This window comes from Clostridium aquiflavi (assembly GCF_031344075.1).
GTDB classification, from domain to species: Bacteria; Bacillota; Clostridia; order Clostridiales; family Clostridiaceae; genus Clostridium; species Clostridium aquiflavi.
This window is the reverse complement of sequence record NZ_JAVJAN010000018.1, coordinates 1-13,454: the sequence shown is the minus strand read 5'-3', so window position 1 is coordinate 13,454 and position 13,454 is coordinate 1. Positions and strand designations below refer to the sequence as shown.

Annotated in this window: 16 protein-coding genes; all 16 read left to right on the top strand. The window is 26.4% G+C overall.

Going from position 1 to position 13,454, the window contains the following annotated elements:
• Positions 1-39 precede the first annotated feature (39 nt).
• The 16 genes from RGC78_RS07925 (at position 40) to RGC78_RS07850 (ending at position 13,320) form a co-directional block, all read left to right on the top strand.
• Entirely contained in the window at positions 40-915 is an 876-nt protein-coding gene (locus tag RGC78_RS07925) for a LysR family transcriptional regulator (RefSeq protein WP_252213554.1), read from the top strand.
• Positions 916-1,040: 125 nt separating this feature from the next.
• Positions 1,041-2,051, top strand: a complete 1,011-nt coding sequence (locus tag RGC78_RS07920; RefSeq protein WP_309556389.1) for a YeiH family protein — start codon at positions 1,041-1,043, stop codon at positions 2,049-2,051.
• A 382-nt stretch (positions 2,052-2,433) separates the two neighbouring features.
• The gene (locus RGC78_RS07915) at positions 2,434-3,642 is read left to right on the top strand and encodes an NADP-dependent isocitrate dehydrogenase (protein ID WP_309556388.1); all 1,209 of its coding nucleotides are present in this window, start codon (positions 2,434-2,436) and stop codon (positions 3,640-3,642) included.
• Positions 3,643-4,035: 393 nt separating this feature from the next.
• Entirely contained in the window at positions 4,036-4,488 is a 453-nt protein-coding gene (locus RGC78_RS07910; RefSeq protein WP_309556386.1) for a hypothetical protein, read from the top strand.
• A gap of 16 nt (positions 4,489-4,504) precedes the next feature.
• Positions 4,505-5,914 carry a contractile injection system protein, VgrG/Pvc8 family gene (locus RGC78_RS07905; RefSeq protein ID WP_309556385.1) on the top strand — a complete coding sequence of 470 codons (1,410 nt, stop codon included), beginning with the start codon at positions 4,505-4,507 and terminating at the stop codon, positions 5,912-5,914.
• Positions 5,915-5,942: 28 nt separating this feature from the next.
• Complete coding sequence (locus RGC78_RS07900; protein WP_309556384.1) at positions 5,943-6,554, top strand: hypothetical protein; 612 nt, start codon at positions 5,943-5,945, stop codon at positions 6,552-6,554.
• A gap of 14 nt (positions 6,555-6,568) precedes the next feature.
• Positions 6,569-7,099, top strand: a complete 531-nt coding sequence (locus RGC78_RS07895) for an imm11 family protein (protein ID WP_309556383.1) — start codon at positions 6,569-6,571, stop codon at positions 7,097-7,099.
• Between the two features lie 17 nt (positions 7,100-7,116).
• On the top strand, positions 7,117-7,503 hold the full coding sequence (locus RGC78_RS07890; protein WP_252226898.1) for a DUF4280 domain-containing protein: 387 nt from the start codon (positions 7,117-7,119) through the stop codon (positions 7,501-7,503).
• 25 nt (positions 7,504-7,528) lie between these two features.
• A complete protein-coding gene (locus RGC78_RS07885) occupies positions 7,529-9,217 on the top strand; it encodes a late control protein D (protein ID WP_309556382.1) in 1,689 nt (562 codons plus the stop codon).
• 28 nt (positions 9,218-9,245) lie between these two features.
• Positions 9,246-10,022, top strand: a complete 777-nt coding sequence (locus tag RGC78_RS07880) for a hypothetical protein (protein WP_309556380.1) — start codon at positions 9,246-9,248, stop codon at positions 10,020-10,022.
• A gap of 15 nt (positions 10,023-10,037) precedes the next feature.
• Positions 10,038-10,631, top strand: coding sequence for a pentapeptide repeat-containing protein (locus tag RGC78_RS07875; protein ID WP_252232156.1), 594 nt, complete (start codon positions 10,038-10,040; stop codon positions 10,629-10,631).
• A 307-nt stretch (positions 10,632-10,938) separates the two neighbouring features.
• Positions 10,939-11,160 carry a hypothetical protein gene (locus tag RGC78_RS07870; RefSeq protein ID WP_309556379.1) on the top strand — a complete coding sequence of 74 codons (222 nt, stop codon included), beginning with the start codon at positions 10,939-10,941 and terminating at the stop codon, positions 11,158-11,160.
• Positions 11,161-11,180: 20 nt separating this feature from the next.
• Positions 11,181-11,597 (top strand): hypothetical protein, encoded by a 417-nt coding sequence (locus RGC78_RS07865; protein ID WP_252232152.1) that lies wholly within the window; start codon positions 11,181-11,183, stop codon positions 11,595-11,597.
• Between the two features lie 44 nt (positions 11,598-11,641).
• Positions 11,642-12,313, top strand: coding sequence for a hypothetical protein (locus RGC78_RS07860; RefSeq protein ID WP_309556377.1), 672 nt, complete (start codon positions 11,642-11,644; stop codon positions 12,311-12,313).
• A 255-nt stretch (positions 12,314-12,568) separates the two neighbouring features.
• Positions 12,569-13,096 carry a dCTP deaminase gene (gene dcd / locus RGC78_RS07855; RefSeq protein WP_309556376.1) on the top strand — a complete coding sequence of 176 codons (528 nt, stop codon included), beginning with the start codon at positions 12,569-12,571 and terminating at the stop codon, positions 13,094-13,096.
• Positions 13,097-13,182: 86 nt separating this feature from the next.
• On the top strand, positions 13,183-13,320 hold the full coding sequence (locus tag RGC78_RS07850) for a clostri-philic family protein (RefSeq protein ID WP_252216782.1): 138 nt from the start codon (positions 13,183-13,185) through the stop codon (positions 13,318-13,320).
• Positions 13,321-13,454: the final 134 nt, after the last annotated feature.

Below are 13,454 nucleotides of genomic sequence, written 5' to 3'. Positions count from 1 at the left end.
AATAATAAAAAGAATATCAATTTAAATGGGGTGACAGTGATGAATTTTAGAAAATTAAAGATATTTTATGAGACAGCAACTGAATTAAATATGACCAGTGTAGCTAAGAAATTGTATATAAGTCAGCCATCTATAAGTCAAGCGATACATGAGATAGAAGATGAATTAGAAGTTAAATTATTTGATAGAATAGGTAAAAAACTTTATTTAACACATGAGGGAGAAATTTATTTAAACTATACAAGAAGAATACTTAATTTATATGATGAATCTATAAGAACTATTAATGACATAAATACAAATGAAAAGGGTAAGATAAAAATAGGTGCTAGTACAACTATTGGAATATATATATTACCGGATATAATAAAAGGATTTCTTAAAGAGCATAGTGGAATAGAAATTTCTCTAGCAATAGATAATACTTCCAATATAGAAAAAATGATATTAGAAAATAAAGTTGATTTTGCTTATATTGAAGGAACAACTAATTTAGATGAAATAGTTCAATCGAAAATATGGGAAGATGAACTTATATTTATATCTAGTTTAAATCATCCTTGGACTAAAAAAGAAATGTTAAGTAAAAAAGATATAATAAAAGAAAAACTTATAATGAGAGAACAAGGAAGTGGCACAAGAGAAATAATAGAATCATATTTAAAAAACAATAAGATAGATTATAGGATTTTTATGGAACTTGGTAATACTGAAGCAATTAAAAAAAGTGTGGAAGCTAACTTAGGAGTTAGTTGTTTATCTTCTAGAAGTGTAGACGAAAAAATCAAAAGTGGATGTTTAAAAGGGTATAGGTTAAAAGAAGGAAAAATAAAGAGAGATTTAAGACTTATACATCATCGTGATAAATTCCTAAGTAAAAATATGAAGAATTTTATAAGTTATTCATTAAAATAATATATAAGTAAAAGACTATTAATATCATATTATAATAAGTATTTCATTTTCAATCTCAAATTTATTATAATTAACTCGAGCAAAAGAAAGCTGTTGAAAAAACAGTGATTTAGAGGTGATTGTTAATGAAAGAAAAAATAATAGATATTATCCCAGGACTTTTAATATGCATAATTATAGCAATACTCGGAAAAATATTAGGTAGTTTTTTTCCTTCTATTGGCGGAGCGAGTTTTTCAATAATTTTAGGAATTATTTTAGGAAATACTATATTTAATAAACCTAAATATAATAAAGGTTCTCAGTTTTCAGAAAAAGACCTTTTATCATATTCAATAGTACTTATGGGATCAACAATAAGCTTTATGGAAATAAAATCACTTGGATTTAGAGGAGTTTTATTTATAGCAATCCAAATGACTTTTACAATATTACTTACATATTTTGTTGGAAAAAAATTAGGATTTTCTAAAAAATACTCATTACTTATGGCATCTGGAAATGCGGTATGTGGATCATCTGCAATAGCAGCAGTAGCACCAACAATTAATGCAGATTCTAAAGATAAGGCAATTTCAGTAACTATTGTAAACTTAACTGGTACAATATTAATGTTTGTAATTCCACTAATTACAATGGCAATATATAAAAATAGTTTAATACAAACATCAGCAATGATTGGAGGAATTTTACAATCAGTTGGTCAAGTAATAGCGTCAGCTAAATTTATAAACGAAGATATTGTTACGTTAGCAACCATATTTAAAATAATAAGAATAATATTTTTAGTTGTTGTAGTTATTGCATTCTCTAGAATTAAAGTTGATGAAAATGAAGATATATCAGAAAAAGCTGTAATTGAAAGAGAAAAAAAAGCTAAAATTAGTGTTCCTTGGTATATAATAGGATTCTTTATATTCTGTGTAATAAATAGCTTAGGATTTGTACCTGACTCAATTCAAAAGTTATTTAAATTAATAAGTAGTAATTTTGAAATTATTGCACTAGCTGCAATTGGTATGCGAGTTAAGTTTGATGATTTAATTAAAGAAGGACCAAAATCAATGATGTATGGATTAATAGTTGGAAGTTTTCAAATAATATTTGCTCTTACATTAATAAGATTTGTACTTTAAAAATAATACATATGTGAATTTAATCAGTAAAAACAAATTAAGATATTTTATTAAAAATATAAAGCAAAAAAACTAATAATTTTTATTTAAAGTTATTAGCTATTTTACATTAATATGATAGACGACTTAAGAGAATGATATAAATTAAAATATATCAGAACTATATAAAGTTGTATATATAATATAAGTAATGTATAATATTTATAAAATTTATTTAGATAAAAGATTAAAAATCATAGTGCTTTTAATCTTAGTATTCCTAAGTTCAATTACTTAGTTCACTTTGCTTATTCATATATCAACACTTTTCTAAAGTAGAGTTTAATTAAAAAAAATGGTGTAAACAGCTTTACACTATCATCTAAAACAAGGGGGCAATTAAATGGAAAAAATAAAAATGTCTAATCCATTAGTTGAAATTGATGGAGATGAAATGACAAGAATAGTTTGGGGAATGATAAAGGATGAGTTATTAAATCCATTTATCGAATTAAATACAGAATATTATGATTTAGGTTTAGAAAATAGAAATGCAACAGATGATAATGTTACAGTACAAGCAGCAGAAGCAATAAAAAAACACAGAGTAGGAGTAAAATGTGCAACTATAACTCCAAATAGCGCAAGAGTGAAAGAATATAATCTTAAAGAAATGTGGAAAAGTCCAAATGGAACTATTAGAGCTATTTTAGATGGAACAGTATTTAGAGCACCTATTATAGTTGATGTAGTTAAACCTTACGTTAGAACTTGGAGTAAACCAATAACAATAGCTAGACATGCTTATGGTGATATATACAAAGCATCTGAAATGAAAATAGAAGGTAAAGGCAAATGCGAACTTGTATTTACAGCTGAAGATGGTGAGGAAAAGAGAGAGCTAATACATAACTTTAATGATAATGGTATCGTTATGGGGATGCATAATATAAATAAATCAATTGAGAGCTTTGCAAGAAGCTGTTTTAATTATTCAATAGATTTAAAACAAGATTTATGGTTTGGAGCTAAAGATACAATCTCAAAAAAATATGACCATACTTTTAAAGATCTATTTGAAGAGATTTATGAAAATGAATATAAAGAAAAGTTTGAAGCACTAGGTATAAAATATACTTATATGCTTATAGATTCAGCAGTGGCAAATGTAATAAAATCACATGGTGGAATGATTTGGGCTTGCAAAAATTATGATGGTGATGTTATGAGTGATATGATTGCAGCAGCATTTGGATCAATAGCTATGATGACATCAATACTAGTTTCACCAGATGGAAATTATGAATATGAAGCGGCTCATGGAACAGTTCAAGATCAGTATTATGATCACTTGAATGGGAAAGAAACTTCAACTAATTCTATAGCAACAATATTTGCATGGAGTGGTGCACTTAGAAAAAGAGGAGAGCTAGATAATAATAAAGCATTAATTGATTTTGCAAGTAAGCTTGAAGCTGCATCTTTAAAAACAATAGAGAACGGAATAATGACAGGTGATTTAGCAGCAATTGCAATTCATGATAATATAAAAAAGGTTAATACCTTTGAATTTATAAAAGAAATAAGAAAGAACTTAGAAATAAGTTTATAATAATGTGGGGATACATACCTTATAGAGGAATGTATCCCTTTATAGTTATATAAATAATATCTAAGGTGGTAAAACAGCACCTTAGATATTATTTTTTTATTATTTAGGAATTTATATTATTAAAAAATTTGTGGATAACTTTTAAAATAATGTCTTTTAAAGGCAAATAGTATTCTTTTATTTAATAAAATTATGGAAATATTACAAAAAAATAAAGTTATGGAATAAAAATCGAAAATGATAAAGAATTCTTTTTTTATTATACAGAATAGAATTGGGGGAAAGAAATATGGATGAAAGAGTAGATGAAAAGATATCACAGAAGGATTAGTTAAGATAAATAATAAATTTTATGAGTTTGAAGAAACAGAATTCTTTGATGGAGCTTTAAAAATGTATATACCAAATACATTTGAAGATATGCCTATGGAAGCAAGAAAATTTAAATATCCATCAGAAAGCAGACCTGAAATAATAAAATGCAATGAAGATGGAAGTATTGCAATAACATTAAAGTTCATAGACAGTCCTTTAGATGATGATCATATAGAGGAACTAAAGGGCATCATGAAATTAATAACTCAAAGATTAAATCCAGCAAACATATATTTTGATGAAGATATTATAGATGTAGATAAAAAGAAAATTGGATATTTTGATTACAAAAGTTCTGCCATAGACGATTTCTTATATAATATTATGTTCTTTTTAGAACTTAAAGGAAAAACTTTAATGGGGACATTTAGTTGCAGTTATAGTGAACATGAACATTGGAAGGACGATATTGTATTTCAAATACTTAAAACAATAAAAATAAATAAAGAAGTATGCTCAGAAAATAATTAAAGGGAAGTGAGAATAAATGAGTATGGAATATGTATATACACAGGGAGATATATTAATAGAACCTTATACATTTTTAAAAATTCTAGAGTTAAAAATAGTTAAAGAAATAAATGAGCATGGAAAGTTTTATATAAAGGGAATTATATCAGAGGAAATATCCGATGAATATGTAGAGAAAACAGGAAGTTATAACATAATAAAGGCATCATTAAAGGATGATAAAGAAAATATAACGGAAATTTTTAAAGGGATAGTTACAAATATATCAATAGATACTTTTAATAATGTAAGAATTTTAGAAATAGAAGCACAAAGCCAAACATTTCTAATGGATTTAGAAAAGAAAAGTAGAAGTTTTCAAGGTGAATGTTTAACATATTCAGAAATTTTTAATGATATAAACAAAATTCATAATGCTCAAATGATAGATTATGTAACAAATAGCAAAACCATTGATAATATGGTTGTTCAATATAATGAAACAGATTGGGAATTTTTAAAGAGGTTAGCATCTCATTTTAATACTGTGTTAATACCAGAATGCAGATTAGATGGAACTAAATATTATATAGGAGATGATGGACCGAGCACAGTATATGAATTAGATGAATTTAATTATTCTGTAAATAAAGGCATAAAGGAGTACAAGCTAAAATCAAGGGAAGGTAGCTATGAATTAAATGATATGAATTTTATTAGTTATGAAGTAGTTACTAATAGAATTTTAAATTCACTTACTTCAGTTGCTTTTAAAGGAAGAAAGTTATTGATATGTAAAAGTGAATTTACCTTAGTTAAGGGATTACTATTCAATAAATATATATTAAAAGATAAAGATGGGGCAAAGGTTAAAAAATTATTTAATGAAAATATATCAGGCGTATCTTTAGAAGGCTATATACTTGATGTTACTAAAGATTTGGTTAAAGTTTCACTTAAAATTGATGCTTATTCAAATACAAAAGAAACAACAATTTGGTTGCCATACTCAACAGTATTTTCATCACCAGATGGAACAGGATGGTACTGTATGCCTGAAATTGGAGATGCAATAAGATTATATTTCCCAGATAACATTGAAAGCAATGCCTATACTATAAGTTCAGTTAATCTACAATCAAGTAATTCATCTAAACGTAGTGATCCGTCTATAAAAAGTATTGGAACGAAATATGGAAAAGAAATAATAATGAGACCAGGAGCTATAGACGTTATTTCAGGAAACAATTCAATGTGCTTAAGCGATAATGGTGGAATATCTATAAATAGCAACAAATCTATATCAATGTCTGGATCTAGTGTAAACATAAGTGGCGGCTATGTATCTATCTCTGGTGGCGGTGGTGTTACAATATCTCAAAATGGAGCAAAACTAAAGATAAAAGATGACATAGTTATGAGTGGAGGTAAGATTAACACACAATAAAATCTTACTGCATAGGAGAGAAATATTAATGATAATTCCAGTAGATAAAGAAAAAGTATTACAAGAGTTTAATGAAAAATATGTTAAAGAAAGATTTAATGAAGAACACTCAAAGATATATGAAAAATTTAATAATAACAAAGAATCTATAAAAAAAGAACTCATAAGTAATTTTAATCATGTTTGTAAAATTGCAAATAATCTACAAAATAAAAATTTAAAAGGAAAAATACAATATATTTATATATCATATCTAAGAACAAATCTAATGCAAAATAGTGGAATTTATAGAATTGATATGTATGATGATAAATGGTTTTTAGATAAAGAAGAATGTAGTGGAAATCTTAAATTATCTTTTATATATGAGCCACTTTTTAAGCATAGCAATGAATTATTAGAAAAAAGAAAAGAATATGGACGTACCATAACAGAAATGGATATTGAAAAGATAAAAATTAGTGAAGGAAATAAATATAATGGTATAGCCATTGATATTTTAGAAAGTATTGTATGTGATTTTTTGAATTGTGAATCATACAAAGAAATGAAAAAGAGTGAAGAAATAATGATATTTGTTGGTGAATATAGAGATGAAGTCAGGATTATATATGAAAATTCACCATCAAAAGAGGACTAAGAAAGGAAATATATATGGATTATTTTTTATTAAAACAAGATAAAAGATACTCTAATACTCCACAAATTTTAAATTTATTTAAGAATTTTAATACTAAAAATTTGAATTTAGTAAGAGCAGATAATATTGAAGATAATAACCTTCTTTATGTTAAATCAGCACAAGGAATTGAGTATTTGGATATTCTTTATACCCCAATGTTTTTAGTTTCAGAAGACTTGCAAAAGATATTATCAAAATATAATTCTAATATAATTTTTAAAATGATTGCATTAACTGATTATAAAAATTTAGAGCAACATATTTATTATTTGCCTATATTTGAAGAAGTAGAAGCTTTGAGCGAAGAATCAGAATTCAATTTAAATAAAAGTGTAGTTAAAAAAATAGTGTTAGATGAAAATAAAATTAAAAATAAGAAAATATTTAAAGTTAAAGAAAGTGAGCAAACTTTAATCGTTGTTAGATTAGATGTAGCAGAGAGCATATTAAGACGTAATTTTAATGGAATTTTATTAGAAAAATTAGAAGTGAAAAATAAATAATTGATGGAGGGGAGAGCATGGCGGTTTACTATGTAGTAAGAGGAGCAAAAATGAAGTGCAATAAAGGAAGTAATGAAAGAAAGATAAACATTCCTGTAAGTCATGGAAGTTATGCAAATGGTAATCCAATATTAAATAAAAAGGACAATACAGAACAAAACATAAGTTATTTTGGAGTATGCGAAGAAAAGGGATGCTTTGTGGAAAAAACTGAGATAACAGTAATAGATAAAGATGGAAATATAAAAACTGGGATAAAGTGTGTACCACAAATAGTTCATGATTGGATAAAAACTAAAGGTGATACTATAGTGGAAGGCGAACCAGCACTTACAACAGATTCAGTAATATATTGCTGTCGTGGTGGCAATATAACTTTTGTAACTAGTGGACAAGAAGGTTAATAGCAAGGAGGTGACTTGAGTTATTATGGAAGCAATAAAAAAACTAAAAGTAGAATGTCCATATGAAATACTTAAAATAGAAGATATTAAAATTTTATGCAAACCTAATGAACATGGAAAAGTATATTTAAAATGCTTAATAGATGATAGCGTAAATTTTAAGTATTCTATAGAAGCTTCCACAAATGATAAAATATGTGTTTATGAAGAAATAGAAAACACAGACTTAAATAATAATGAAAATACATCAAATGAAGAAAAAAGAACAATAATATTTAATGGAATAATAGAGAATATTAAAACAACTAATATTAATGGAATATATTATTTAGAGTTAGAAGGTTCATCTAGTAGCTCATTACTTGATATTGAAAAAAGGACAAGATCTTTTCAAGATATAAATATGAGTTATGATGAATTAATAAATGAAATCCTAAAAAATTATGAGAGATATGGATTTACTCAATGCATGAGCCAACCTATGAGTATTGAAAAGCCACTGTTTCAATATAAAGAAACAGATTATGAATTTTTAAAAAGAATAGGAAGTTATCTAGGTTTAGAACTAATCTGCGATGTAGTAAATACAAATAATATAATTTATTTTGGAAAGCCTAGCTTAAAATTTTATACTTTAAATAATGAAATTAATTATAAGGCAAGTAAAGATTTAGAAAAATATTATAAAGTCTTAACTTTAGGAATTGATTTCCATGATACAGATTTCTTTTATTATGAAGTAATGCTTAGGGAAAAAATGAACATTGGAGATTTAATAAAATTTAAAGAAAGAGATTTTTATGTAAATCAATATTATGGACAAATGCATAATAGGGAATTAATATATAAATATAGGTTTTGTAGAAAAAATGGAATTTGGCAAGAAAAAATATATAATGAAAAACTAAATGGTATATCCATAGAAGGAAAAGTACTTGCAGTAGATGGAGAAAAAGTAAAACTTCATTTAAATATAGATGAAACCCAAGATATAAGCAAAGCATCATGGTTTAAGTATGCTCCACCAACAGGAAACATAATGTATGCAATGCCAAACATAGGAGAAAGCGTAATGCTTTATTTTCCTAATAGATATGATGAACCTATTGTAACTGGATGTGTAAGAAAAAATGGAAGTAGCTGCTCTAAAATATCAAATACAAACAATAGATACTTTTCAACTGAAAGTGGAAATAATTTAGATATATTACCAGGAGCTATTAACTTCCATAGAGGTGGAATGAATGTAAACTTAAATGATGAAAATGGAATTAATATAAGTAGCTCAGGAAATTTAAGCTTAGGAGCATCAGGAGGAATAAGCTTAAGTGGAGGAAGTGTATCCATAAGTGGAAGTAATAAAGTATTAGTTCAAAAAAGCAAATCAAGCTATATTTCACTTGAAGGAGAATGCTATAATCAAAGTAATGCAGTATACGAAAATGGGAGCTGTAGAGAAACATATGAGAAATTTACAGATGATGAACCAACAGCTGGAGTTCAAGAAGCACTAGCAGAACTTGAATACAAAAATGAATTATTATCGTTAAGTATTCTTGGTAGCAATGTAATGTTAAATGTTGTTATGCAGAATGATATGTATAATGGTATACCCAAATCAGGAGTAGCATTAAAAAATAGAAGTGATATTGAAGTATTTGATTCAAAAAAAGTATATAAAGGGACACTAGTAAAGACTCAAGCAGGCATATGATGCATATAGCATAGATATAAATTTATTCATGGCAGTAAAAGGTATAGGCAACATATGTAAATCACCTGGGAATATATCTAACATGGGTGGTGGTTCATTACCAATATTAAATGGTACAAAAGGTACATTGGCAATATCTAGCTCTGTTGAAATAGCTGATATAGGTGTAGCAGTAAGAAATGGGATTGGTGGAGCAGAACTAGGGCTTGGAGTTTATAATTTTTCAAAAGGTTCAAATAACGGAAGTAGCAAAGAATCAGATAAAAATAATAATGCTGCTAATAAGAAAGATTATGAGAAAGAAAGTAGTTCAAATAATAAAGATATAGAAAATAAGGTTCAGGGGAATGAAAATAAGGAGACGGCTAAAGCTTACACAGGTGGAAGAACTCAAACAGAGTTAGATAATTTAGCAAGAGACCCTTCACATGCATTTAAAGTAGAAGAACAAGGATTAAAAGAAAGAGAAATAGGTCTTGCTTTAGAAGAAAGAGGAGATTTAGGAAAGATTGTTCGTGATACTCAAATAGATAAGGGCGCAGAATTTATTGATACAACAACTGGTTTAAAATGGGATGTAAAAAGCTTTGAATCGTATCCAATGGGACGAAACGGAATACCTATTACAAAGGTAAAGAAGGGTGCTTTTAGTGTTGATAAAGGCATGGAAAAGATATACGGAGAATTTGACAAGGGTAATAATGTAATTATCGATAAAAGACTATTAACCCCCGAACATATTGAACAACTAAAAGAAGCAATTAAAGAAGCAGGGATAGGAGATAGAATAATATGGTATCCTTAAGGAGGAGAATAAAAAATGATAAATAATATTGTTAGTCAGTTTGAATTGCACAAAAAATGGGTTGAGACAATTGGTAAAGAAGGCGAAAAGTTATGCTTGGAGGAAGTAGATTTCAGGAATTTTGATTTATCTGATAAATTGTTGGAACAAGCAAATCTAGTAGAGTGTATTTTTGATAATCTTAACTTGAAAAGTATAGATTTTCATGCATCACTTCTATGTTCGTCAACTTATAAAAATACTAATTTGGATGCTTGTGATTTTTATAAATCAGATTTATCATATACTGATTTTTCTAATGCAAGTTTAAAGAGAGTTAGATTTAGTAAAAGTGATTGTTGGGAAGCAATATTTAAAAGCGCTGATTTGATAGATTGCAATTTGTCAAATGTTGGTTTTTTATCAACTGACTTTAGAAATACAACATTAAATAATGTAGACATAAGCGCATCAAGATTCAAAAAGACTTTATTTAATGGAGCAATATTAAAAAATATAAAAGGAATTGATGAGGCATATTTTCATAGTATTAATATTGGTACACTTGAAGAACCAATTTTGTTGGAAGAAGAGCAGGCAAAGAAATGGATAATAGAAAATTGTTCATAAAAAATAATAAGAAACTAGATTAATAAAAAAATTGGTATTTGGTATATAGTAACTACAAAATTTAGATGATACTAGCTAAAAATAATAAATATATCCTAATACAATTCATAATATACCGAAATTAGTATATTTATGTTAAAATGAAATAATCTGTATGAATAATTGTAACAATGCAGTGAAAAATGAAATGAATCAGCTGAAATTTAAGTAGGCTGATTCATTATTTTTTTTAGCAGTTCTGAAGATATAAGTGTCTGATAAATAATGTTATTGTAAATCGACACTAGTACCTTTATGAGTTATTAAAATGCCTAAAACTTATAAGGGAATTCCAATATCAGGATCAGAGCTAGAAAAAAGAATGGATATAGCAACTTTTGATGCAACGAAGAAATATAAAGAAGGCACAATGGTAAAATTTAAATCATTAGATTCAACATTAGATTTAGTAATTGATGGATATAAATATGTAACAACAATAATGATATTTTCGCTGTTGGTTAATGCACCTAAACCATCAGGATTTTAAATAAATTAAGAGGTGATTACATGTATAAAGAGTTAGATAAATTATTATTAGAGGAAACAACAGTTGATTCATGGTATGATGATGGATTCTCTATTGCACAAGATATTTTAAAACAATTTTCTAGCGATGATTGGAATAAATTATATAATGAAGTATTGAATAAAGATTTAGATTGGCAAAAAAAACTAGTATATTGTCTTGATAATCAAGTTATTGAGGAAGAGTTCAATATAATATATAAATTAATTCTTATAGATAATGAAGAGTTATTTGAAATGTGTATAGATGCGTTAAGAGCATTTGACAATGAACTTGGACATTCATTTATTAAAAAGAATCCACAAATTATAATAGAAGTAGAAAAACGAATGAATACCGCAGGAAATGTAGCAAAAAAAGTATTAGAAGGTTTTCTAAAAAAATTCACAACAATATAACAAAAGGTTCAAATAAAGTAAGTAGTAAATGAAGGATTAGAAATATGGAGATAGTTTTAAGTGGTGACATGTATGATGAAAAAATTAGTGTTAAATACGATGATATGATAATTTACAATGGCTATGTAGATAACTTAGTAACATCCGAAGACGTAGATTCAGATGTAGAATTAAAATTAAATTATAGTAATCAATCCAATCAGAGTAATGTTATAGCTAGGCGTTTAGGAGAGGAGATATTGTGGATTCCTAATATAAAGTATTGCTTTAAAGAAAAATATAAGTATATAGCAATAATTTTTTCAGTAGCTGAATTTAAAAAATTATGGGACAGTATGAGATACAATTTTCAAGATGATATTAATAAAATAAAGGAAGTAACTAATGAAGAAGTTATGTTAACTTGGTATATTACAAGTAATATTAGAGAGAGTACAGATAGTATAGATGATTACGCAAAGATACTAAGTAGTAAGTTTATATGTACAGATATAGATGGTGAAAATATAAATAAACAAATTTTAAAGCTTTTCAATTATAATGAAATACTAGATAAAATTAATCTTGTTGGTATATGTGAAGGAAGTAATAATATAATTAATGCTAATATATATCTAGATGATAATATTGAATGGGATGCAATTAAAATTGTTGATGAAACTAATATTTATTTAAACTTATGTAATAAAAAGTATATACCTATGAATTTTAAGTAGGCTGATTCATTTTTTTTAGTAGATAATATATGCAATTAATTAATAAAATAGTTCCTAAAATCTAAGGTGGTAAAACAACACCTTAGATTTTTATAAAGATCAAATTTGATTTTTCAAATTTGGTTTATTATATTATAATAAATCAGAAATAAAATTTAACTTAGAAATTAATACATAGATAATAGTTTTAATCAAAAAATTATTAATGAGAAAATTAATTCAAAAAAATTAATTATGAAAGTGAGGATACTATAAATGATATTATCAGGAAAAGAGATATTAAAGCATATAGGAAAAGAGATTGTTATAGAACCATTTAATAAAGAAAGAATAAATCCCAATAGTTATAATTTAACTTTATTTAATGAATTATTAGTATATAAGAATGATACATTGGATATGAAAATTCCAAATGAAACTGAAAAACTTATAATACCTGAAGAAGGATTATTATTAGAACCAGGGAAGTTATACTTAGGGAGAACAAATGAATTTACTAAAACTAATAAATATGTTCCTATGTTAGAAGGGCGTTCTTCAACTGGAAGACTAGGATTATTTATACATGTTACTGCAGGATTTGGTGATATTGGTTTTGCAGGATATTGGACGTTAGAAATATTCTGTGTTCAACCTATAAAAATATATCCTAACATAGAGATATGTCAAATTTATTATCATAATATTGATGGAGAATATGATTTATATAACAGTGGAAAATATCAAAATAACCAAGGAATACAACCAAGTCTTATGTATAAAGATTTTGAAAATAAAATTTAATTTTAAAAATTTACATTCTTAACTAAATTTGATGGGGATTAAAATTCTCTATAGGCACAAAATATTTAGGAAAGGATGTGTTTTATATGGCAAATAAAGAAGGCGCAATTAATCCAATACAAAAGGGAACAAGAAGACAAAAATTACATGAAAATCAAAACAATGTTGGTGATCCTAAAAAACCATCATACTATGAGAATTTTAATGGTGAACCAATAGAATAAGAATGAAAAAGGCTCTATTTTAGTAGCGTGTTGATATATACATAAGTAAACTGGACTGAGTAATTGAACTTAGGAATGCTAAAATGAGTATAGTCCCATTTTAGCTTGTTCCCAATATAAAATTGTGACAAGCA

Bases quoted from the DNA above. Each gene is read 5' to 3' on its own strand.
- RGC78_RS07925 (WP_252213554.1), top strand. From the start codon at position 40: ATGAATTTTAGAAAATTAAAGATATTTTATGAGACAGCAACTGAATTA.
- RGC78_RS07920 (WP_309556389.1), top strand. From the start codon at position 1,041: ATGAAAGAAAAAATAATAGATATTATCCCAGGACTTTTAATATGCATA.
- RGC78_RS07915 (WP_309556388.1), top strand. From the start codon at position 2,434: ATGGAAAAAATAAAAATGTCTAATCCATTAGTTGAAATTGATGGAGAT.
- RGC78_RS07910 (WP_309556386.1), top strand. From the start codon at position 4,036: ATGTATATACCAAATACATTTGAAGATATGCCTATGGAAGCAAGAAAA.
- RGC78_RS07905 (WP_309556385.1), top strand. From the start codon at position 4,505: ATGAGTATGGAATATGTATATACACAGGGAGATATATTAATAGAACCT.
- RGC78_RS07900 (WP_309556384.1), top strand. From the start codon at position 5,943: ATGATAATTCCAGTAGATAAAGAAAAAGTATTACAAGAGTTTAATGAA.
- RGC78_RS07895 (WP_309556383.1), top strand. From the start codon at position 6,569: ATGGATTATTTTTTATTAAAACAAGATAAAAGATACTCTAATACTCCA.
- RGC78_RS07890 (WP_252226898.1), top strand. From the start codon at position 7,117: ATGGCGGTTTACTATGTAGTAAGAGGAGCAAAAATGAAGTGCAATAAA.
- RGC78_RS07885 (WP_309556382.1), top strand. From the start codon at position 7,529: ATGGAAGCAATAAAAAAACTAAAAGTAGAATGTCCATATGAAATACTT.
- RGC78_RS07880 (WP_309556380.1), top strand. From the start codon at position 9,246: ATGGCAGTAAAAGGTATAGGCAACATATGTAAATCACCTGGGAATATA.
- RGC78_RS07875 (WP_252232156.1), top strand. From the start codon at position 10,038: ATGATAAATAATATTGTTAGTCAGTTTGAATTGCACAAAAAATGGGTT.
- RGC78_RS07870 (WP_309556379.1), top strand. From the start codon at position 10,939: ATGCCTAAAACTTATAAGGGAATTCCAATATCAGGATCAGAGCTAGAA.
- RGC78_RS07865 (WP_252232152.1), top strand. From the start codon at position 11,181: ATGTATAAAGAGTTAGATAAATTATTATTAGAGGAAACAACAGTTGAT.
- RGC78_RS07860 (WP_309556377.1), top strand. From the start codon at position 11,642: ATGGAGATAGTTTTAAGTGGTGACATGTATGATGAAAAAATTAGTGTT.
- dcd (WP_309556376.1), top strand. From the start codon at position 12,569: ATGATATTATCAGGAAAAGAGATATTAAAGCATATAGGAAAAGAGATT.
- RGC78_RS07850 (WP_252216782.1), top strand. From the start codon at position 13,183: ATGGCAAATAAAGAAGGCGCAATTAATCCAATACAAAAGGGAACAAGA.